The organism is Marivibrio sp. (genome assembly GCF_040218065.1).
Lineage (GTDB): Bacteria > Pseudomonadota > Alphaproteobacteria > UBA8366 > Aestuariispiraceae > Marivibrio.
On the sequence record NZ_JAVJQE010000008.1, the window covers coordinates 17,240 to 36,738 of the forward strand.

The window sequence follows — 19,499 nt, forward strand, 5'->3', positions numbered from 1 at the left end:
GTCAACGCCCCCTTCCCCTCCCCAGGCGCGCGCCGCGCGCCCTTCGGCAAGCTATAGTGTCCCCGTCGCCCTTGTGCTAGGAGGGGAGAGACTGGTGGGAGAGGGCGTCCGGGCGGCTCAATCGCCCGCGCCCGGACGGGCGCTGCGCGCACGACGCGCAGGCGTCTCAACGATCAACGGCTGTATCGGGCGATTCCTTCATGAATCGGCGCGCACTCAAGATGTTGCTCAAGTCGGGGCGCTTTTTGTGCTTCGACTGCCGCGGCCCTTATCAGATGATCAAGGAGCGCAACGCGGCCGAGGACGACAAGACGATGGTCGACGACGGCTTCAAGCGAAAGTCGCCGTCGCGGGGGATGTTGTTCGACCTCTCGACGCTCAATCTCGGCATCTTCTTCAAGGAGGTCTCCTACTCCGACGATCAGGAGGAGGTGTTCGTCTCCACACGCGTCTACTTCCCCTATAACGACGAGGACGTGAGCCAAGGCGGCGAGAGCACGTCGGCCGAGCCGGACACGATCATCCGGGTCCTCGCCAAGCGCGGCGCGATCAAGGACACGACCGGTTTGAGCGCCCACGATCAGCGCGTGCTGGAGGTGCTCTCCCAGCTGCCGACCTTCGATCCGTTCCTGCTGCTCTCGCAGCGCCGCGAGATGGAGGCCGACCGCCCCGTCGACAACAGCTATTTCGACATCACCGAGGACGATTGGGTGATGATCCGACGGCCGGTGATGGAGAAGATCTCGCTGCTCGTCTCGAAGGCCAATCAGGGCTCTGAAGTCGACGTCTTCGAACAATATATGGGCAAGGGAGGCGGGGACGACGGCGAAGAGGACGAGACGCGCCGCCTGATGACCTCGGCGGTCATCGATTCAATCTGGCGCGGCGAGGCCACGCAGGGCTGTCGGCAGCTGATCCGCAGCTTCCATCTGGACGAGGACAAGACGACCGAGATCCTGTTCGCGTGGAAGGGCATCAACTACTACGAGTTTCAGTACAAAAAGTACCAGAGCCAGTTCTACGACTTCTTCAAATGGCTCGGCGGAAACGAGTCGCTGCCGCGTGATCTGGCGGGGCTGGAGGCGAGCGCCGTCGATCGCTTCAACTACCGACGCGATCGGGCCCGTAAGTTGATCCGCGCCACCCACGCCACGGTCATGGGGGTCGTCAAGGACTACAACGCGGCCTTCGAAAAGCTGGTGGACGAAGAGGCGCCGAAGGACTTCCAGACGTTTCTGGCTGAGGCGCCGAAGAACTTCCTGACGGTCGGGTTGGCCATCGGCGTCCTGGCGCATACCGCGACCGCCTGGCGTCACCTGACCCAGGACGGCAAGAAGCCGCAGGTCAAGGCGGTGGAATTGGAGCCGTTCTACGACTTCATCATCGCGGTCAACGGTCAGGATTTCTACGTCGCCTCCTGATCGACGCGCCGGCGTCGGATCGCTTTCGCTTGCGAGCGCGTTAACCCCGTCTTATCACCCGCCCTATAGCGTCGGTTCACTCGATCATCGTCCCCCGAACGCGAGGTCGCCCGTGAGCGCCGCCGAGCCTGACTTCCTGCTTGAGATCGATCCGACCGGCGCGGTGATCCGCTCGGAAGGGAAGGTGCTCGCCTGCCTCGGCCTGTCGCCTGACCGGCTGCGCGGCGTGCGGGTTGAACAGCTGGTCGGCCGCGCGGATCTCTTCATCGTGGGCGAGATTCTGCTCGAGCTTGCGGAATCGGGCGGTCGGTTGACCGCGCCGGTCGCCTTCGTCAAGGCCGACGGCGGCGCGACGCAGACCGCCGCCGCCTTTCGGGCGTATCGCCAGCAAGGCCGACATCTGTTCACCCGGATCGAAGCGGTGCGGGCCGAGCGCAGCCGGCTCAGCGACCCCTTCGCCGCCCTCGACCACGCCGAGGATCTCGACCAGGTGCTGGCGGAGATCGACGCCGAACTGGAGCGCGCGGCGCACGGCGCGCCAGCGCTTTCGGTCTTCTCGTTGAGCGCGGAGGACGACGGGGCGGACGCCGCCGCGCTGGACGCCGCCGCGGAGAAGATGGCCGGCGTCCTGGCTGTGCAGGCCCGCGACGGCGCTAGGGCGTTCCGCAGCGGCGCGCATTCCGTCTCGGTCCTGCACGGCGATGACTTCTCCCGCGATAGAGCCGAAGCGCGGGTCGGCGCCGTGGTCGGGCCTGGGGTGCGCGCTCGCTCGGCGCAGCTTGATCTGTCCGAGCCGAGCTTGGCGGGGGAGGAGCGCCGCGACCTCATCGACCGGCTGTTGAGCGCGACCGAGATGCTGGATTTCGAGGGCGCGGCCGATCCGTTCGCCCCGTTCGATTTGTCCCGCGCCCTCGACGCGCACGAGGCGGCGGCCGTCACCGACGAGGGGATGACGCGCGAGACGGCGTTCTGGGCCGAAGACGGCGCGGTCGCTTTCCACAAGCTGCTTTTCGCCCGCAAGCTGCCCGCCGCCGTCGGGCGCAGCCGCGAACAGCAACGCCTGTGCCGCCAGGCGTTGATCCGCCGGCTTGAGCGCGCCGGCGCCCTGGTGCGCGCGGAGCGCGCGAAGGTCGCCTTGGAGATCGACGCCGCGACGCTGCTCGCCCTGTCGGCCGACGCCTTCGACGCGGCCGGCGACGGCGTCTTGTTGCAGATCACGCAGGCGGGTCCTGAGGCCGAACGCGAGGCGGATCGTTTGACCGCGGTGCTGCGCGGCCTGCCGGCCGCCATGCTGGACGGCGGGGCGGTGGCCCGCGCGCCGGCGCTGCAGCGGGTGCTGGCGTCGGTGCGCCGCCTTGAGATGCTGCATCTCGAAGCGCGGCTTTTCGGCGACGCGCCGGAGCCGGCGCTCGCTTCCTTCCAGGAAGCCTTGCGGCTGTGCGCGGGCCGCGCCATCGCGCTTTATGTCGACGGCGTTGAAGACCCCGGCGTGGCCGCCGCCCTCGCCGGCGTCTCCGGCGTGTGTGTCAGCGGGCCGGCGGTCTGGCCGGAACTGCTGGCGCGCGGCTAGGGATCGAGGCGCCGCGCCGCGCTTTGAAAGGGCAGACGATCGCGCGGCAACGAGCCCATGCCGTCGCGCACGTCCTGTTCGATCGCGGCCGCGAGGGCGTCGGCGTCGCGTGCGCGTAAGGCGGCCACCGCCTCCTTGTGTCGGTCTTCGTTATAGGTCACGCCCAAACTCTCGCGCGTCAGATACAGGAACGGGCCGATCTGGAGCCACAGACTTTCGATCATCGGCGTCGTCACACGGCTGTCTGCGGCCCCGTAAAGGGTGAAGTGGAACTCAAGGTTCTTCTGCAGATAGGCTTCCCAGTCGCCGGTCTCGATCGCCCGATCCTGTTCGAGGTCGATGGCCTCAAGCCGATCGGCGAGCGCGTCGGTCTCTCCGCGCGCTTCGGCGGCCGCCAGCGCACGGGCCGCGGCCAGCCGTTCCAGCGCGACGCGCGATTCCGCCAACTCCTCGAAGGTCTCGGGCGTCATCGCCGGCACTTCGACGCGGCGGTTCGGCTTCAGCGTCAGGGCGCGTTCGGTCACCAGCCGGCGCAGCGCCTCGCGCACCGGCATCATGCTGACCTCCAACTCGTCGGCCAGTCCGCGGATCGTGACCGATCGTCCGGGCTTGAACCGCCCGGTCATGATCTCTTCGCGCAGGCGGCGATAGACCCGCTCTTGGAGCGTGGTCTTCTCTTCCTCGCCGGCCTCAAGGCCGGTCTGCGAGCCGTTTTCCGGCGATCCGCCCGCATGCGGCTGATCCGGCGTCATAAACCCTCTCTCGCTCCCGCCCCGCTCTCTTCTTGTGATCACATTGTTTCAGATCGCCGCACGCGCCGCAATCGCGGGCCGCGCCCCACTGGCGCTTTGAAGCGGCCGGCCCGACGCCCTAGATTGCCCGCCATGACCGCCGCCGCCCCCGACGCCCGCCTGCTTTCCACCGCGATCAAGACGCCGCCCCACCGGCTGTCCCAAACGGCGGTGCGCGACTTGTGCCGCGACTTGTTCGCGGACAGCGCGCCGGGCCTGTTCGAGCGTTTGGCGCCCGTCTATCTGAACGCCGGCGTGGAAACGCGCTACGCCTGCGCGCCGATCGGCTGGTACCGCCGTCCGCACGGCTGGGCGGAGCGTGCGGCGCTGTTCGATCGCTTCGCGCTCGACCTGCTGGAGGATGCGGCCTGGGCGGCGCTCGACCAGGCCGGGCTCGGCGCGGCGGACGTCGATCAGATCGTCTGCGTGACCACCACCGGCGTCTCCACCCCGAGCCTGGAGGCCCGGCTGGCGGAGCGGATGGCCTTCCGCGCCGATGTGCGGCGCACGCCGCTGTTCGGTCTCGGCTGCGCGGGCGGCGCGCTCGGCCTCGCGCGGGCGGCCGATCTCGCGCGCGCGCGACCGGGAGAGACGGTGCTGCTGCTGGCGGTGGAGTTGTGCACCCTCACCTTCCGTCCGCAGGTCGCCGCCAAGGAAACGATCGTCGCCTCCGCGCTGTTCGGCGACGCGGCCGGCGCGGCCGTGATCCGCGCCGGCGATGCTCAGGGGGGCGATGCTCAGGGGGGCGGCGCTCAGGGGGCGGCGCTCGGTCCGGCGGGCGAACATCGCTGGCCGGAGAGCCTCGACGTCATGGGGTGGGAGGTGGCCGACGACGGGCTCGGCGTGATTTTCTCGCAAGCCATCCCCACTCTGATCGACCGCGATCTGCCGCCCGCGCTGGACGGTTTCCTGCAACGGGCCGGTCTCGCGCGGGCCGATATCGCCCATTGGCTGCTGCATCCCGGCGGGGCGAAGGTCCTGGCGGCTTACGAACGCGCGTTCGATCTGCCCTCTGTCGCGCTCGCCGAGACCCGCAGCGTGCTGCGCCGGATGGGCAATTGTTCGTCGGTCGGGGTACTGGCCGTGCTGGACCGCGCGCGCGCCGACGGCGCTTCAGGCTGCAGTCTGATCGCCGCGCTCGGCCCCGGCTTCACCGCCGGCTTCCAACTGATCGATCTTTAGAGGAGGACGCGGCGCATGGAGCCCGTGCAGGAGGTGATCCGCGACGCCGGCCTGGCCGGCGAGGCCGGACCGATGATCGGGGCCCAGGCGATCGCGCTGGGCGTCGTCCTGGCGGTCGCCTTTCAGCGGCTGGCCGAACAGATGATCGCCGCGCGCAACACGACGATGCTGCTGGAGCACGGCTGGCGCGAGGAGGGCGCGCGCCATTATCCGCTGATCGTCGCGCTGCACGTTCTGTGGCTGGTCGCCTGCGCCTATGCGGCGTTGAGCCTGCAGACGATCCACTGGTGGCTGCTGATCGCCTACGGCGCGCTGCAGATCGGCCGGTTGTGGGTGATCCTGAGCCTGGGGCCTTTCTGGACGACGCGCATCCTGACGCACCCGGAGGCCCCGGTGCTGCGTCGCGGGATCTTTGGGCTGATCCGCCACCCGAACTACGCGATCGTCGCGATCGAGATCGCGCTGCTGCCGCTCGCCTTCGGCGCGTGGGAGATCGCGCTGGCCTTCTCGGCCGTCAACGGCGCGCTGCTCTATCACCGCATCCGGGTGGAGGACGCGGCGCTCGCCGGCCGGCCGGAGGTCCGCTAGCCGCCCGGATTTGACACCGCCGGCGGCGGGGGAAAAAGTGCGCGGTCAAACGACGGGGGGAAAGACGTGCACAGCGCGGATGTTGCGATCGTAGGCGGCGGAGTGATCGGCTGGTCGGTCGCCTTTCATCTGGTGGAGGGCGGCTTCGACGGCCGCGTTCTGGTGATCGAGCCGGATCCCAGCTTCGAAAGCGGCTCCACCGGGCGCAGCGCCGGCGGCTTGCGCCAACAGTTCTCCCTGCCCGAGAACATCCGCATGTCGCGCTACGGTCTGGACTTCGTGCGCCAGGCGCCCGCGCGCCTCGCCGTCGACGGCGAAGCGCCCGACCTCGCCTTCAAGGAGCAGGGCTATCTTTTCCTCGCCCCCGAATCCGGCATGGCGGCGCTCACCGAGAACCAGGCGGTGCAGACGGCGGAGGGCGCGGATGTGGCGCTGCTGGATCGCGACGGTCTGGCCGAGATCTTCCCCTGGCTCGCGCTCGACGATCTGGCCGGCGGCGCGTTCGGCCGTTCGGGCGAGGGGTGGCTCGATCCCTACGCCCTGATGCAGGCCTTGAAGCGCAAGGCCCGCTCGCTCGGCGCGGAGCTGCTGCAGGATCGCGTCACCGGGATCGAGATCGCAGGCGGCCGGGTCGAGGCCTTGACCACCGAAGCCGGCCGACGCGTCGCCTGCGGGCGGCTGGTCAATGCGGCCGGCGCCGCGGCCGGCCGGGTGGCGGCGCTCGCCGGGCTCGATCTGCCCGTCGCGCCCAAGAAGCGCCAAGTCTTCGTCTTCGACTGCCGCGAGGACTTGGCCCATCTGCCGCTGACGGTCGATCCCAGCGGCGTTTATTTCCGCCCGGAAGGCGCGCAGTTCATTTGCGGCAAGTCGCCCGACCCGCAAGACGATCCCGACTGCTGGGACGACCTCGTCGACTACACGCTGTTCGAGGAGGTGCTGTGGCCGACGCTGGCCGCGCGCGTCCCCGCCTTCGAGGCGATCAAGATGCAAAGCGCCTGGGCCGGCTGGTACGAGGTCAATACGCTCGACCACAACGCCGTGATCGGCCCGCATCCGCAGGTCGAGACCTTCCTGTTCGCCAATGGTTTCTCCGGCCACGGCCTGCAACAGGCGCCGGCGGTCGGCCGCGCGATCGCTGAGTTGATCGAGACCGGCGGCTTTCGGAGCCTCGACCTCTCACGCCTGGGCTACGCCCGCATCGCCGCCGGCGCGCCGCTTTTTGAGCGCGGCATCGTGTGAGTCCGCCTCGCGTCTTGCGAGGTCCGATCTCCGAAAAGCGCCAAGCCGGACGGGGGGCGGCCGAACGGCGAAGCCCTCGACCAGGCGCGCGACGCCGCCCCGCCGGGGCAAGACGGGGCTGGCGCGAAGAATTCTCTTGCGCGGAAAACAGGTTCGGCCCTATACGCCGTCGTGAAGACGCTCAGCGCACGGGCCCTCAGTGAAGGGCGGACAGGATCCGCCCGGGCTTAGCACCGACGGGAAAGCGTCCTTTTTTGGAACGCGCCGGTCACACGCCGCCGAGGACTCCTCGGGACAGGCTGTCACCCCGGTCTGAAAAGGGAGCCTGTCGATGGCCGTGCTGTCCGGCGTGAGCGCCGATTCCTTCGCCTTTTCGCCCGCCAACGCCCTGTCGCCCGCCAACGACCGCGAGCTGGAGCGCCCGACGCCGCAGACCTCGGCCCGGCTGGCCGCCTGGTTCGCGGCCGCGCAGCCCGCGACCCCGCACCTCGCCGTCGATCTGCATGCGATCGCCGCGCGCTATCGCGCGCTGGCCGACGCGCTGGCGCCGGCGGCGATCCATTATGCGGTGAAGGCGAATCCGGCCCCGGCCGTGCTCACGCTGTTGGCCGAGCTGGGCGCGCGGTTCGACGTCGCCAGCCGCGGGGAGGTGGAGCTGTGCCGCGGGCTCGGGATCTCGGCCGACCGGCTGTCCTTCGGCAACACCATCAAGAAGCGGACGGAGGTCGCCCATGCGGTCGCGGCGGGCGTTTCGCTCTTCGCCTTCGATTCCCTGCCGGAGCTGGACAAGCTGTCCGACCTCGCGCCCGGGGCGGGGGTCTATTGCCGGCTGCTGACCGACGGGGCGGGCGCCGACTGGCCGCTCAGCCGGAAGTTCGGCTGCACGGACGCAATGGCCGAAGATCTCTTGATCGAGGCCCACGCCCGCGGCTTCCGCGATCTGGGGATCAGCTTCCATGTCGGCTCGCAGCAGACGGCGCTCGCCGCCTGGGATCACGCGCTCGACCGGGCGGCCGCGCTCTATGACCGCTTGGCGGCGCGCGGCGTGCGTCTCGCCCTGATCAATCTCGGCGGCGGGTTCCCCGCCTCCTATCGCGGACCCTCTCCGGACCCGATCGGCTACGCCTGCGCCGTGGGCGCGGCGGTCGACGCCCGGTTCGGCGCCGCCCGGCCGGTCCGTCTGATCGCCGAGCCGGGTCGCGGCCTGGTCGGCGACGCCGGCGTGATCGAGGCCGAGGTGATGCTGATTTCCGAGAAGGGCGACGGCGATCCGCGGCGCTGGGTCTATCTCGACATCGGCAAGTTCACCGGCCTCGCCGAAACGATGGACGAGGCGATCAAGTACCGCATCGAGACGCCGCATGACGGCGGGCCGACCGGGCCGGTGATCCTGGCCGGGCCGACCTGCGACAGCGCCGACGTCCTGTACGAGGCCTCCGCGCTTGAGCTGCCGCTCGCCCTCAAGGAAGGCGACCGCATCCGGCTGCTCGGCTGCGGCGCCTACACGCAGAGTTACTCCGCCGTCGGCTTCAACGGCTTCGCGCCGCTCGCCTGCACCTGCCTGTGAGCTTCTAGAAACCGCTTTTCGGCGTCCAGTCGACCGCCATATTGCCGTCGACCCGTCGATTGAGGTCTATCTCATGGCCGCCGGCCCGGCCGAAGACCAGGGGGCGGCGGGCGCTTTCCGTAACGCCCAAGGGGCCGAAAAGGCGCTCTTCCCCGTGCCAGGTCTTGCCGCTCGCCACGCGGAATTCATAGCGGCCGTAGGGGATTTGCGTGCGGGTCCGCTCTCCCGCGGCGACGGTCAAGGTGAGGGCCGTCTCGCCGGTGCGCGCCTCCACCAATTTGATGAAGTGCGACAGCTCTGCGTGCGCGCGCACAGTGAGCGGCGCGCGGGGATAGGTCTCCGCCGCGCGGCTCGTCACCCGGGTGGACAGGGGGCGGGCCGGCGGACTCGAGAAGACTCCCTCGATCACGGCGGCGCCGTCGGCGGCGAGGCGCGCGCCCGTCTGCGCGCCGGCAGCCCAGAAGCCGACGGCGAGCCCCACGCTGACAAGCGCCGCAAAGCCGAAACGACGCATGCGATAAAGACGTCGGCGGGCGTCGAGATTGACGGGGTCCCGGGCGACGTCCCAGCGTCCCCCTTTCAGGGTTTGAGGCGGCCTTCGCATGCGCGAGAGATTAGCAACGCGCCCGCGGGGCCCGAAGCGTTGTCGTTCGGCATTTTACGGGCTTTGTCGGCGATCGCCCCAAGCATGTCGCCTCGGCGCCCCATTTCGGGCGCCCTCCGCGCCCATCTCCTCAATCTTGTGACAGTCGACATCCGATCGACGAGCTGAGGAAAGGGCCTCCGATGGGCGACGAGAGAACGATTACAGGGCGTCGGCTGCGCGCCGCCTGCGCCGCCTTTCTTTTGGGCGGGGCGCTGATCGGCGGACCGACGGTGGCCGCGGCCGAGCCGCCGCCCTGGGCGCCGGCCCACGGCTGGCGCGCCAAGCAAGGTCAGGATCGCCACGAGCGCGTGCGTTACGACGATCGCCGGGTCGAGATCCCCGACTATCTGTCCGGCGGGCGCTGCAATCGCGAAGCGATCGGTCGCATCCTGGGCGGCGCGGCCGGGGCGGCCGCCGGCTCCCAAATCGGCAGCGGCAGCGGCCAGATCGCTGCGGTGATCGGCGGCGCGATCCTGGGCGTGCTGATCGGCGGCGACGTCGGCCGCACGCTGGACGAGGCCGATCAGGCCTGCACCGGCGCCGCGCTTGAGCATCTGCCGGACGGCCGAAGCGTCGCTTGGCGCGACCCGAACGACGGCGCGCGCTATCAGGTGACGCCGACGGCGAGCTACCAGCGCGAGGACGGCCGCTATTGCCGCGAGTACCAGGCCCAGGCCGCGATCGGCGGCGACGCCCGCGAGACCTACGGGACCGCCTGCCGTCAGCCGGACGGGAGTTGGAAGCTCGTCAATTGAGAGCCCTCGAAACGCCTTCCCCGTTATCGGCGAGGGCGGAGGGAGGCGGTCTTTCATGAACAATCGCCTCGGCGCGGCGCGCCGAGGCGTCTCCTCTCCGGGCGCCTGGCGACGCGCGCACCCTCGGTCCGAATGACCGGGGCCTCCCGCCCCTTTGCACCTCCGCCCCTCAGCCGTCACACTCACCCGTCATTGAAACGACGGAGGGTCTCATGCATCTCGACGGCTCCTGCCATTGCGGCGCGGTCAGTTTCTCTTTGGAGGCGCCGCATCCGGTTCCGTTCAATCGCTGCTATTGCTCAATCTGCCGCAAGACGGCGGGCGCGGGCGGCTATGCGATCAATATCGGCGGGCTGGCCGAGACTCTCGAGGTCTCGGGGCGCGAGCATATCGGCCTCTACCGCGCCGTGCTGCGCGATGCGGCGGGCGACCAGGTCGGGACGAGCGAGGGCGAGCGGCGCTTCTGCACCAACTGCGGCAGCTCGCTGTGGGTCTGGGACCCGCGCTGGCCCGAGCTGATCCACCCGCACGCCTCGGCGATCGACACGGACCTGCCCGTCCCGCCGGAGCGGGTGCACCTGATGCTCGGCTCCCGCGCGAACTGGGCCGAACCGGACGTCGCCGAGGGCGACAAATGCTTCGACGAGTACCCGGACGAATCGCTGGAAGCCTGGCACGAGCGCACGGGCATGGCGCGCTAGGAGCCTTCTTCGGCGAGATCCGCGAGACGCCCTGTCACATGGGACGCGGTCATCACGCCGGCGGGCGAGATGTCGACGCCCGCCGTTCGCAGCATCCGCGCCGTCCAGGTGTTGCAGGTGTTGAACAGGTGGAATTCGCCGCGGGCGTCGTAGAAGAAGCTGCGCGTCATGAGACCGGGCGCGACCGGCTGGGCGCGCGCCTCGCCGTCGCGCGTGAACGCGGCCGACATCGCCGCGACGAGCCGTTCGAGACCGGCCTCGGTGATCGAGAGCTCATAGACCGCCAGATGCGCATAGGCCTCGGGCGGCGGCCCGTCGAGCCCGACCAGATGCAGGACCGCCGGCGTCGGCGTTATCGCCGCCTCGATCACCGCGCCCAGCGACTGATTGCGCTCCTTGAAATAGGCGCGGTCGCCCCAGCTGAAGGAGAGATAGCGCGCCTCGGGCAGGTCCTCGATCTCCGGCGGCGCGGCCCGGGACGCCTTTAGATCGACGCGGTCCAGCGCGATCTCGGTGTGCCAGCCGTTGCTGACGACCCATATGGTCCGGTCCTTCGGCCCGGCGTCGGCGGGCGGCGGCGGCGCGGGGGCCTGGCCGGCTCCGCAGGCGGCGAGCCAGCCGGCCAGCAGAAGGACGAGGCTTCGTTTAAGAAAACCGGTCATCCGTGGACCCATCCGGCCTTTTCCGGGCCAAGAGAGTAGGGCGCCGCGGAGGGATGGCGAAGCCTCAGCCGTCGGCTTCATGTCCGCGCCGCCTTGGCGAGCGTCGCCAACAGCGCCGCCACCGCCCGGTCCTCCGCCCCGCCGCGTCGCGTCGCGAGACTGACGCGGCGCGACAGGCCGGGATAGGGCGCCGACCATAGGCCGGTCGCGGCGGCGCCGGTCAAACTGTCTTCCGGCACGACCGCCGCGCCCAGGCCTCTAGAGACCATGGCGAGGATGGCTTCGATCGAATCGAGCTCCATCGCGTCGCGCGGCGCCACGCCGTCGGCGCGCAGGCGTCGGTCGATGATGCGCCCGACCCCGGTCTGACGGTTGAATCGGATCAGCGGCGCGGCGGCGAGCGCGCTGTCCGCGCGGCCGTCGGCCGGCCCGGTGCGCGCGACGACGACCAGCGCCTCCTCCCGCAGGACATGAAGATCGAGCGATTTCGGCGGCGTCTCGCCCCCGTCGGTGACGAGCGCCGCGTCGAGCTCCCCCGTCGCGACCCGGGCCAGCAGCGCGTCGGTCAGCCCGCTCTCCACCCGCGCCTGCAGGCCCGGATGGTCGGCGGCGAGCCGGGCCAGCGCGTCGGGCAGAAAGCCGGTCGTCGCGGTCGGGATCGCGCCCAGATGAAGGACGCCGCCGAGCCCGCCGTCGCCGCCGTCGGGCGCGCGGGCGCCGGCCTCGAACTGCGCCAGCGCCGCCAACACCGCGCGCGCCCGCACGGCCGCGCTGCGGCCAGCCACCGTCGGGGTCGGCGGGCGGGTGGTGCGGTCGAACAGTCGAACGGCGAATTCCCCCTCCAGCGCCTTGATCTGCATCGAGACGGCGGATTGCGTCAGGTTCAGCCGGTCGGCCGCCGCCTGAAAGCCGCCGGCCTCCACCGCCGCGACGAGGGTTTGCAGAGCGCGGAGATTCATGAGGCTTATCATAAGAGAAATTGAAGTAAGTGTTCAGGATAATTCTGTTGCGTGATGAAGCGGGCGCTCACAAACTCGTGAGGTCTTCGTGAGGGGGTGTGTGATGACCGAGCCGAGCTTCTTCTTGTCCGACGCCCAGCAGCGCCTGCGCGCCGAGGCGCGCGATCTGGCCGAGGACGCGATCCGCCCCAATGCGGCCGAGGTCGATCGCACCGAATCCTATCCCTGGGGCAATGTCGCAGCCCTGCGCGACGCCGGCTTCTTCGGCATGACGATACCCAAGGCCTATGGCGGGCGCGGGGCGAGCTTCCTGGACGCGGCCGTGCTGGTCGAGGAGATGGCGCGCGTGTGCGGCGTGACCGGCCGCATCGCGGTCGAGGCGAACATGGGCGCGGTCTCGGCCGTCATGGCCTATGGGACCGAAGAGCAGAAACGCCTGGCGGCCGATCTGGTGCTGGCCGGCGACAAGCCCGCCATCTGCATCACCGAGCCGGAGGCCGGCAGCGCGGCCGCCGAGATGACCACGCGCGCGGACAAGCGCGGTGACTCCTACATCCTCAACGGCTCGAAACATTGGATCACCGGCGGCGGCGTCTCCAAGCTGCATCTGATTTTCGCGCGCGTCTTCGACGAGGCGGGCGAGGCGCAGGGAATCGGCGGCTTCCTCGCCGTCCGAGACGAAACGCCGGGCCTGGAGATCGGCGCGCGCGAGCCCACGATGGGCCTGCGCGGCATCCCCGAGACCGAAGTCTTCTTCCGCGACATGGAAATCCCGGCGGCGATGGCGGTGATCCCGCCGTCGGGCTTCAAGCGCGGCTTCGCCGATCTGATGACGGCCTATAATTCGCAGCGCGTGGGCGCCGGCACGGTGGCGCTCGGCTTGGCGCAGGGCGCCTATGAGCACGCGCTCGCCTGGGTTCAGGAGCGCGAGCAGTTCGGCCGCCCGATCGCCGAATTCCAAGGCCTGCAGTGGATGCTCGCCGACATGGCGACGGGGCTCGAAGCCTCGCGCCTGATGCTGCATCGCGCGGCCGCCAGCGCGGATCCCTTCCCGGACGTGCAGTTGGCGGCGCAGGCGAAGATCTTTTCGGCCGAAACGTCGATCAAAATCGCCAACGACGCGTTGCAGCTGTTCGGCGCGCGGGGCTACAGCCGGAACAACCCATTGGAGCGCATCTGCCGCGACGTGCGCATGTTCACAATCGGCGGCGGGACCGCGCAAATCTTGCGCACCGTGGTTGCAAGCCGCATCCTTGGGCGGAAACTGCCGCAAGGCCGCGACGGCTATCTGCGCGACGACGCGCGGGACGACGCAGCGGCGCGGGGCCTGCGGGCGGCCGAATGATCGGTCCCAAGGCCCCGGAACTGGGCGCAAGAAGGGGCCGAACCATCCGATGAAACGCACCGCATCCGCGGCCGAACTGATCGCCGAACGCCTCGCTGAGGCGGGTTGCCGCCACGCCTTCGGGATTCCCGGCGGCGAGGTGGTCAGCATGATCGACGCGCTCGAGGCCGCCGGCGTCGCCTTCCAGCTGGCCAAGCACGAGAACGCCGCCGGCTTCATGGCCGAGGGGACCTGGCACATGACCGGCGCGCCGGGCGTGATGGTGGCGACGCTGGGCCCCGGCGCGGCCAACGGCGTCAATGTGGTCGCCAACGCCTGGCAGGACCGCGTGCCGCTGATCGTGCTCACAGGCTGCGTCGAGGAGGCGGAGGCCGCGACCTACACCCATCAGGTCTTTGACCACCAACAACTCTTTCGGCCGATCACCAAGGCGAGCTTCAAGCTGGCCGACGGCGCCGTCGGCGAGATCGTCGAGAAGGCGCTGGCGATCGCGATGGGGCGAACGGGCGACGGCCGCCCCGGCCCGGTCCATATCGACCTGCCGATCAAGCTGACCCGCAGCGCGCAGCCCTATCCCTCGACCGCCCACCGCCGCGCCGCGAACAGCGCGACGGCGCCGAGCGGGCGCGACCTGGAGACGGCGCAAGGTTGGCTGAAGGAAGCCGGCTGCCCGATCGCCATCGCCGGCGTCGACGTCCTCAACCACGGGGCGGAGAAGGCGGTCGCCGATTTCTGCCGCCGCTTCGGCGTGCCGCTGATCACCACCTACAAGGCGAAGGGCGTGCTGCCGGAGGACGATCCGCTGGCGCTCGGCGGCGCGGGTCTCTCGCCGGCCGCCGACAAGATCCTGCATCCGCTGATCAAGGAATCCGACCTGATCCTGCTGTTCGGCTACGACCCGATCGAGATGCGCGTCGGCTGGCGCAATCTGTGGAACCCGAAATCGACCCGGGTGGTGGAGATCGCCGCCGAGGGCGCCGATCATTCCATGCACCAGGCGAGCCTCAGCTTCGTGTGCGACGTGAAGGCGGGGGTCGAGGCGCTGGGCGCCGCCGGTCAATCGCGCGAACGCGTCTGGAAGCGCGGCGAGCCGACCCGCGCCAAGGAGTCGCTTGCGAAAGCCTATTTCACCGAGGAGGACTGGGGGCCGGCCGCGTTGATCGCCACCGCCCGCCAGGCCCTGCCGCCCGAGACGGTCGCCACCGTCGACAGCGGCGCCCATCGCATCATGCTGAGCCAGATATGGGAGTGCCCGGCGCCGCGCACGCTGCTGCAATCGTCCGGCCTGTGCACCATGGGCGGCGCGCTGCCGCTGGCGATCGGCGCGAAGCTGGCGGCGCCGGACCGGCCGGTCGTCTGCTTCACCGGCGACGCGGGGCTTGAGATGGTGCTGGGCGAACTCGCCACCGCGCGCGAGTTGAAGACCCCGATCGTCGTCGTCGTCTTCGTCGACGCTTCGCTGGCGCTGATCGAACTGAAGCAGCGCGGCGAGAAGCTGAAGAACGTCGGCGTCGATTTCACCGAGACCAACTTCGCCGCGACGGCGGACGCGATGGGCGGCGTGGGCGTGACGGTCGACAACCGGCTCGACCTCGCCGACGCCCTGAAGACGGCGCTCGCCCGCGACCGCTTCACCGTCATCGCAGCCCGGATCAAACGCAAGGCGTATGACGGGCGGCTGTAGGCGACGGCCTCTCTCCACCGGAGAGGGGACGGGGTGAGGGGCCGCGCCCGGCGGTCGAGCAAAGCCGTTCACCCGGGCGGCTGCGCGCCCGACCTCTCCCACGGGGAAAGGTTTTCTTCGAGACCCTGACGCTGAGGACACGATGACTGACGCCCCCCTGCCCTTGGACGGCCTGCGCGTGCTCGACCTGAGCCGCATTCTGGCCGGGCCGACCTGCACGCAGTATCTCGGCGATCTGGGCGCCGACGTGCTCAAGATCGAACGACCGGGCGCCGGGGATGACACGCGCAAATGGGGGCCGCCCTATCTGCCGGGCAAGGACGGCGCGCCGACCCAGGAGAGCGCCTATTACCTCTCCTCCAACCGCTCGAAGCGCTCGGTCGCGGTCAATATCGCGGACGCCGAGGGGCAGGCGCTGATCCGCCGGCTGCTTGAGAGCTGCGACGTGCTGGTGGAGAACTACAAGGTCGGCGGCCTGAAGAAATACGGGCTCGCCTATGAGGACCTGAAAAAGGAGTTCCCCGGCCTCGTCTATTGTTCGATCACCGGCTTCGGCCAGACCGGGCCCTACGCGAAACGCGCGGGCTACGATTTCTTGGCCCAGGGATTGGGCGGGATCATGTCCATCACCGGCGCGCCGGAGGGCGAGCCGATGAAGGTCGGCGTCGGGATCGCCGACGTGATGTGCGGCATGTACGCCGCCACCGCGATCCTGGCCGCGCTGCGCCACCGCGACCGCACGGGCGAGGGGCAGCATATCGACGCCTGCCTCTTGGATACGCAGGTCGCCTGGCTGGTGAACGAGGGCTGCAACTATCTGCTCTCAGGCAAAGTGCCGCGACGGTTGGGCAACGAGCATCCGAACATCGTGCCCTACAAGGTCTTCGAGGTGGCGGACGGCCATGTCATCCTGGCCGTCGGCAACGATTCGCAGTTTCAGAAATGGTGCAACTTCGCCGGCGCGCAGGATCTGGCGGTCGATCCGCGGTTCCTGACCAACAGCCTGCGGGTCGAGAATCGCGAGGCGCTCTACGCCGAAATGCCGCGCTACATGCGCGCGAAGACGATCGACCAGTGGGTCGACGGCCTGGCCGAGATCGGCGTGCCCTGCAGCCCCGTCAACACCATCGACCGCGTGTTCGAAGACCCGCAAGTGACGGCGCGCGAGATGCAGATCAATCTGCCGCACCATCAGGCCGGGGGGGACGGGACCGCGCCCTTGATCGCAAACCCGATCAAGTTCTCCGGCACGCCGATCCGCTACCGCCACGCCCCGCCGACGCGCGGCCAGCACACGACGGAGGTGCTGCAGGAGCGGCTGGGACTGGAAGAGGTCGAACTGGAGCGGCTGCGCGCCGCGGGGACGATCGAGTAGATCCGCGTCATACGACGAGCCCCCGCGAAGGCGGGGGCCTATGCGAGCGCCGAGCAGCGGTGGAGCGAGTGTGAGGAGGTCCCCGCCTTCGCGGGGGGCTCCCTCAGGCTTGGGCGGGCGCGCCCCGCAACTCCTTCAACGCCCACAGCGTCAGGCAGAAGACGATCGCCGCGCCCGCCTGGTGCAGCACGCCGAGCGGCAGCCAGACGATCGAGAGCAAGGTTGCGATTCCCAGCGTCACCTGCAGCAGCACGCCCGCCATCAGCGCATGCGCGGCCCAGCGCACGCGCGCGTGCAGCGCGGCCCCTTGGCGCACCGTCCAGAGCCAGAAGGCCGCGACGACGGCCGTGGTCAGATAGGCCATCATGCGATGGTCGAACTGCACGACAGAGAGATTCTCGAACAGGTTCCGCCAGCCGAGCGCGGCGTCCCAGAAGGGGGTGGGGACGAAGCCGCCGCCCATGGTCGGCCATTCGTTGTAGATGAAGCCCGCCCGGCTGCCCGCGACGATCGCGCCGGAGAGAACGGTTAAGAAGACCACCGCATGGCACCAAGCCCCGAGGCGGCGGTAGCCTCTCGGCGCGGCCGCCCGCCCCGCCTCGATCGGCCACAAGAGCGACAGCGCGAGCCACACCAGATAGCCCAGGATGAAGAAGGCCATGCCGAGATGGACGGCGAGACGATATTGGCTCACCTCCGTCCGGTCGACGAAGCCGCTCTTCACCATCCACCAGCCGATGACGCCCTGCAGCCCGCCGAGGACCAGCAGGATGAAGCCGTGCTTCACATAGCCCGCCGGCATCCGCCCGCGGATCAGGAACCAGAGGAAGGGCGCCGCAAAGACGACCCCGATCATCCGCCCCCAGAAGCGATGGAACCACTCCCAGAAGAAGATCTCCTTGAAGGCCTCCAGGGACATGCCGCGGTTCATCAGCTGGTATTGCGAGGTCTCGCGGTAAAGCTCGAAGACCCGCGCCCACTCTGCGTCCGTAAAGGGCGGCAGCGTCCCGATCAGCGGGCGCCACTCCACCATCGAGAGCCCGCTTTCGGTGAGCCGCGTGATCGCCCCGATGATCATCATGGCGAAGACCATCAGCGCGCTCGCGGCGAGCCAGAGGCCGACCGCCCGGCGGTTCCGGGCGTCGTCGCGGGGGGCGGTCAGATCGGCGGAATGCGGGACGCTTGCGCTCATGCGCCGCTATTTACGCTGGAGACGCCGCCTTGACCAGACGTAGGAGCCGAGATGCGGCGGCGGGTCGCGGGATAGCCTGACTGGGGCCGCGTGAAACACGCAAGAAGTCCCCGCGAAAGCGGGGACCTGTCTGCGGTATCCGCCCAATCGCCGGAGCCCGCCCGACAGAGGGCCCCGCTTTCGCGGGGGGCGCCGGGCGTTGACGGAGGCCTATCCGGCCGCCGCATCCGCCGCCGGCTTCTCGACCAGCGCCTCCAGCGTCTCGATCCGGTCGGCCTCCTCATGCGGCTTGTCCCAGCGGATGCGGGAGACGCGCGGGAAGCGCATGGCGAGACCCGATTTGTGGCGGGTCGAGGGGTGGATGGAATCGAACGCAACTTCCAGGACCAGCCCGAACTCGACCGCGCGCACCGGGCCGTAGCGCTCCACCGTGTGGTCGCGCACATACTTGTCCAGCTGGCGCAGCTCCACGTCCGTGAAGCCGAAATAGGCCTTGCCGACGGGCACGATCTCCTCGCCCCGCCAGACGCCGAAGGTGTAGTCGGAATAGAAGCTGGAGCGTTTGCCGTGGCCGCGCTGGGCGTACATGAGCACGCAGTCGGCGACCAGCGGATCGCGCTTCCACTTGAACCACGGCCCCTTCGGTCGGCCTGCCAGATAGGCGCTGTCGCGGCGCTTCAGCATCAGCCCCTCGATCCCCGCCTCCCGCGCGTCGGAGCGATGGCCGTGCAGCTCGTCCCACCTCTCGAACGGGACCTCCGGCGACAGGTCCAGCCAACTCTTGTTCTGACGCGCGACGAAGGCGGCGAGGCGCGCGCGGCGGGCGTCGAGCGGCAGGGCGCGCAAATCCTCGCCGCCGTCGAACAGCATGTCGTAGGCGCGCAGATGCGCGGGATAGTCGCGCAGCATCTTGGCCGAGACCGTCTTGCGGCCGAGGCGTTGCTGCAAATCGTTGAAGGGTCTGACCTGATCGTCGCGCAGGATCAGCAATTCGCCGTCCAAGACGGCGTCGAAGTCTGCGCCTGCGACGATTTCGGGGAAGCTTCCGCCGATCTCGTCGCCCGTGCGTGAAAAAAGCTTCGCCGCCCCCTCCGAAGCCGCCAACTGAACGCGGATCCCGTCCCACTTCCATTCGGCGGCGAAGTCGGCGGGGTCTAGGCCGTCGAGCTCCGTCTCCTCCAACGGGTTGGCCAGCATCATCGGGCGGAACATCAGCCGGTCGTCCACCGCCGGCGGCCCGGCCCGGCCGTCGAGCCAGGCGAAGAGGTCCTCATAGGGCGGCGCGAGGCCGAACCACAGCTCCTCGATCCGGTCGAGATCGACCTGGCCGTAGCCGGCGAGCGCCGTCTTGGCGAGGCGCGCCGAGACGCCGACCCGCAAGCCCCCCATCAGCAGTTTGAGGAGCGCGAAGCGGCCGCCGGCGTCCAGCCGGTCGAGCCACCCGGCCAGCAGATCGGGGACGTCCTTCTTGCGCGCCTCCTGCACCGTCTCGACGACGCTCGAGAGCGCGAGCGGCGCGTTCTCCCGCGCAGGCTCGTCCGGCCCCGGCCACATCAGAGAGACGGTTTCCGCCAGATCGCCGACGTAGTCGTAGGACAGGCGGAAGAGGACCGGGTCCGCGCGCTCTTCGATCAGCCCGCGAATGACGGCGGGCGTGGCGACGCGCTTCTCGAACCCGTCGGTCAGGGCCGCCAGCGCCCAGCCGCGGTCCGGATCGGGGGTCTCTGCGAAGTAGCGTTCAAGATGGCGCAGCTTGCCGTTGCGCGACGCGGTGAAGACGAGACGCTCCAGCAAGTCGGCGAAGGCTTTGACCGCCATCGGT

The 19,499-nt window shown here is 69.6% G+C and carries 17 protein-coding genes; 11 read left to right on the plus strand and 6 right to left on the minus strand.

Features of this window, described 5'->3' with window-relative positions:
- The first annotated feature begins 200 nt into the window (after positions 1–200).
- Together RIB45_RS06405 and RIB45_RS06410 are read left to right on the plus strand one after the other, a co-directional pair.
- On the plus strand, positions 201–1,421 hold the full coding sequence (locus RIB45_RS06405) for a hypothetical protein (protein ID WP_350049408.1): 1,221 nt from the start codon (positions 201–203) through the stop codon (positions 1,419–1,421).
- A gap of 112 nt (positions 1,422–1,533) precedes the next feature.
- Entirely contained in the window at positions 1,534–2,991 is a 1,458-nt protein-coding gene (locus tag RIB45_RS06410) for a hypothetical protein (RefSeq protein WP_350049409.1), read from the plus strand.
- Here RIB45_RS06410 and RIB45_RS06415 read toward each other — a convergent pair.
- Positions 2,988–3,743: a GntR family transcriptional regulator gene (locus tag RIB45_RS06415; RefSeq protein WP_350049410.1), complete on the minus strand. Its 756-nt coding sequence runs from the start codon at positions 3,741–3,743 to the stop codon at positions 2,988–2,990. The genes RIB45_RS06410 and RIB45_RS06415 overlap by 4 nt on opposite strands.
- Positions 3,744–3,875: 132 nt before the next feature.
- Between RIB45_RS06415 and RIB45_RS06420 the strand changes: the two genes are divergently transcribed.
- The 4 genes from RIB45_RS06420 to RIB45_RS06435 all read left to right on the plus strand — a co-directional run bounded on the left by RIB45_RS06420 (position 3,876) and on the right by RIB45_RS06435 (position 8,358).
- On the plus strand, positions 3,876–4,964 hold the full coding sequence (locus RIB45_RS06420; protein ID WP_350049411.1) for a type III polyketide synthase: 1,089 nt from the start codon (positions 3,876–3,878) through the stop codon (positions 4,962–4,964).
- Between the two features lie 15 nt (positions 4,965–4,979).
- The gene (locus RIB45_RS06425; protein WP_350049412.1) at positions 4,980–5,552 is read left to right on the plus strand and encodes an isoprenylcysteine carboxyl methyltransferase family protein; all 573 of its coding nucleotides are present in this window, start codon (positions 4,980–4,982) and stop codon (positions 5,550–5,552) included.
- 66 nt (positions 5,553–5,618) lie between these two features.
- Positions 5,619–6,791 (plus strand): NAD(P)/FAD-dependent oxidoreductase, encoded by a 1,173-nt coding sequence (locus RIB45_RS06430; RefSeq protein WP_350049413.1) that lies wholly within the window; start codon positions 5,619–5,621, stop codon positions 6,789–6,791.
- A 331-nt stretch (positions 6,792–7,122) separates the two neighbouring features.
- Positions 7,123–8,358 (plus strand): type III PLP-dependent enzyme, encoded by a 1,236-nt coding sequence (locus RIB45_RS06435; protein ID WP_350049414.1) that lies wholly within the window; start codon positions 7,123–7,125, stop codon positions 8,356–8,358.
- A gap of 4 nt (positions 8,359–8,362) precedes the next feature.
- On the opposite strand, the gene RIB45_RS06440 is transcribed toward RIB45_RS06435, so the two are convergent.
- On the minus strand, positions 8,363–8,872 hold the full coding sequence (locus RIB45_RS06440) for a hypothetical protein (RefSeq protein WP_350049415.1): 510 nt from the start codon (positions 8,870–8,872) through the stop codon (positions 8,363–8,365).
- Between the two features lie 272 nt (positions 8,873–9,144).
- On the opposite strand from RIB45_RS06440, the gene RIB45_RS06445 reads away from it, so the two are divergent.
- Entirely contained in the window at positions 9,145–9,759 is a 615-nt protein-coding gene (locus tag RIB45_RS06445; protein ID WP_350049416.1) for an RT0821/Lpp0805 family surface protein, read from the plus strand.
- 212 nt (positions 9,760–9,971) lie between these two features.
- Positions 9,972–10,460, plus strand: a complete 489-nt coding sequence (locus RIB45_RS06450; RefSeq protein WP_350049417.1) for a GFA family protein — start codon at positions 9,972–9,974, stop codon at positions 10,458–10,460.
- Here RIB45_RS06450 and RIB45_RS06455 read toward each other — a convergent pair.
- Positions 10,457–11,122 (minus strand): DUF2459 domain-containing protein, encoded by a 666-nt coding sequence (locus RIB45_RS06455; RefSeq protein ID WP_350049418.1) that lies wholly within the window; start codon positions 11,120–11,122, stop codon positions 10,457–10,459. The genes RIB45_RS06450 and RIB45_RS06455 overlap by 4 nt on opposite strands.
- A 77-nt stretch (positions 11,123–11,199) precedes the next feature.
- Positions 11,200–12,081, minus strand: a complete 882-nt coding sequence (locus RIB45_RS06460; protein ID WP_350049419.1) for a LysR family transcriptional regulator — start codon at positions 12,079–12,081, stop codon at positions 11,200–11,202.
- 103 nt (positions 12,082–12,184) lie between these two features.
- Here RIB45_RS06460 and acdA point away from each other — a divergent pair, with 103 nt between their 5' ends.
- From acdA to RIB45_RS06475, 3 genes are all read left to right on the plus strand, one after another.
- The gene (gene acdA / locus RIB45_RS06465) at positions 12,185–13,426 is read left to right on the plus strand and encodes a 3-sulfinopropanoyl-CoA desulfinase (RefSeq protein WP_350049420.1); all 1,242 of its coding nucleotides are present in this window, start codon (positions 12,185–12,187) and stop codon (positions 13,424–13,426) included.
- A 49-nt stretch (positions 13,427–13,475) separates the two neighbouring features.
- Entirely contained in the window at positions 13,476–15,110 is a 1,635-nt protein-coding gene (locus RIB45_RS06470; protein WP_350049421.1) for a thiamine pyrophosphate-binding protein, read from the plus strand.
- A 142-nt stretch (positions 15,111–15,252) separates the two neighbouring features.
- Positions 15,253–16,485, plus strand: coding sequence for a CaiB/BaiF CoA transferase family protein (locus tag RIB45_RS06475; protein ID WP_350049422.1), 1,233 nt, complete (start codon positions 15,253–15,255; stop codon positions 16,483–16,485).
- Between the two features lie 103 nt (positions 16,486–16,588).
- Here RIB45_RS06475 and RIB45_RS06480 read toward each other — a convergent pair whose 3' ends face one another.
- On the minus strand, positions 16,589–17,677 hold the full coding sequence (locus RIB45_RS06480) for a COX15/CtaA family protein (protein WP_350049423.1): 1,089 nt from the start codon (positions 17,675–17,677) through the stop codon (positions 16,589–16,591).
- A 210-nt stretch (positions 17,678–17,887) separates the two neighbouring features.
- Positions 17,888–19,495, minus strand: coding sequence for a cisplatin damage response ATP-dependent DNA ligase (locus RIB45_RS06485; RefSeq protein ID WP_350049424.1), 1,608 nt, complete (start codon positions 19,493–19,495; stop codon positions 17,888–17,890).
- Positions 19,496–19,499 lie beyond the last annotated feature (4 nt).

Bases quoted from the DNA above. Each gene is read 5' to 3' on its own strand.
- RIB45_RS06445 (WP_350049416.1), top strand. From the start codon at position 9,145: ATGGGCGACGAGAGAACGATTACAGGGCGTCGGCTGCGCGCCGCCTGC.
- RIB45_RS06450 (WP_350049417.1), top strand. From the start codon at position 9,972: ATGCATCTCGACGGCTCCTGCCATTGCGGCGCGGTCAGTTTCTCTTTG.
- RIB45_RS06470 (WP_350049421.1), top strand. From the start codon at position 13,476: ATGAAACGCACCGCATCCGCGGCCGAACTGATCGCCGAACGCCTCGCT.
- RIB45_RS06455 (WP_350049418.1), bottom strand. From the start codon at position 11,122: ATGACCGGTTTTCTTAAACGAAGCCTCGTCCTTCTGCTGGCCGGCTGG.
- RIB45_RS06440 (WP_350049415.1), bottom strand. From the start codon at position 8,872: ATGCGTCGTTTCGGCTTTGCGGCGCTTGTCAGCGTGGGGCTCGCCGTC.
- RIB45_RS06435 (WP_350049414.1), top strand. From the start codon at position 7,123: ATGGCCGTGCTGTCCGGCGTGAGCGCCGATTCCTTCGCCTTTTCGCCC.
- acdA (WP_350049420.1), top strand. From the start codon at position 12,185: ATGACCGAGCCGAGCTTCTTCTTGTCCGACGCCCAGCAGCGCCTGCGC.
- RIB45_RS06415 (WP_350049410.1), bottom strand. From the start codon at position 3,743: ATGACGCCGGATCAGCCGCATGCGGGCGGATCGCCGGAAAACGGCTCG.
- RIB45_RS06425 (WP_350049412.1), top strand. From the start codon at position 4,980: ATGGAGCCCGTGCAGGAGGTGATCCGCGACGCCGGCCTGGCCGGCGAG.
- RIB45_RS06485 (WP_350049424.1), bottom strand. From the start codon at position 19,495: ATGGCGGTCAAAGCCTTCGCCGACTTGCTGGAGCGTCTCGTCTTCACC.
- RIB45_RS06480 (WP_350049423.1), bottom strand. From the start codon at position 17,677: ATGAGCGCAAGCGTCCCGCATTCCGCCGATCTGACCGCCCCCCGCGAC.
- RIB45_RS06460 (WP_350049419.1), bottom strand. From the start codon at position 12,081: ATGAATCTCCGCGCTCTGCAAACCCTCGTCGCGGCGGTGGAGGCCGGC.
- RIB45_RS06405 (WP_350049408.1), top strand. From the start codon at position 201: ATGAATCGGCGCGCACTCAAGATGTTGCTCAAGTCGGGGCGCTTTTTG.
- RIB45_RS06420 (WP_350049411.1), top strand. From the start codon at position 3,876: ATGACCGCCGCCGCCCCCGACGCCCGCCTGCTTTCCACCGCGATCAAG.
- RIB45_RS06475 (WP_350049422.1), top strand. From the start codon at position 15,253: ATGACTGACGCCCCCCTGCCCTTGGACGGCCTGCGCGTGCTCGACCTG.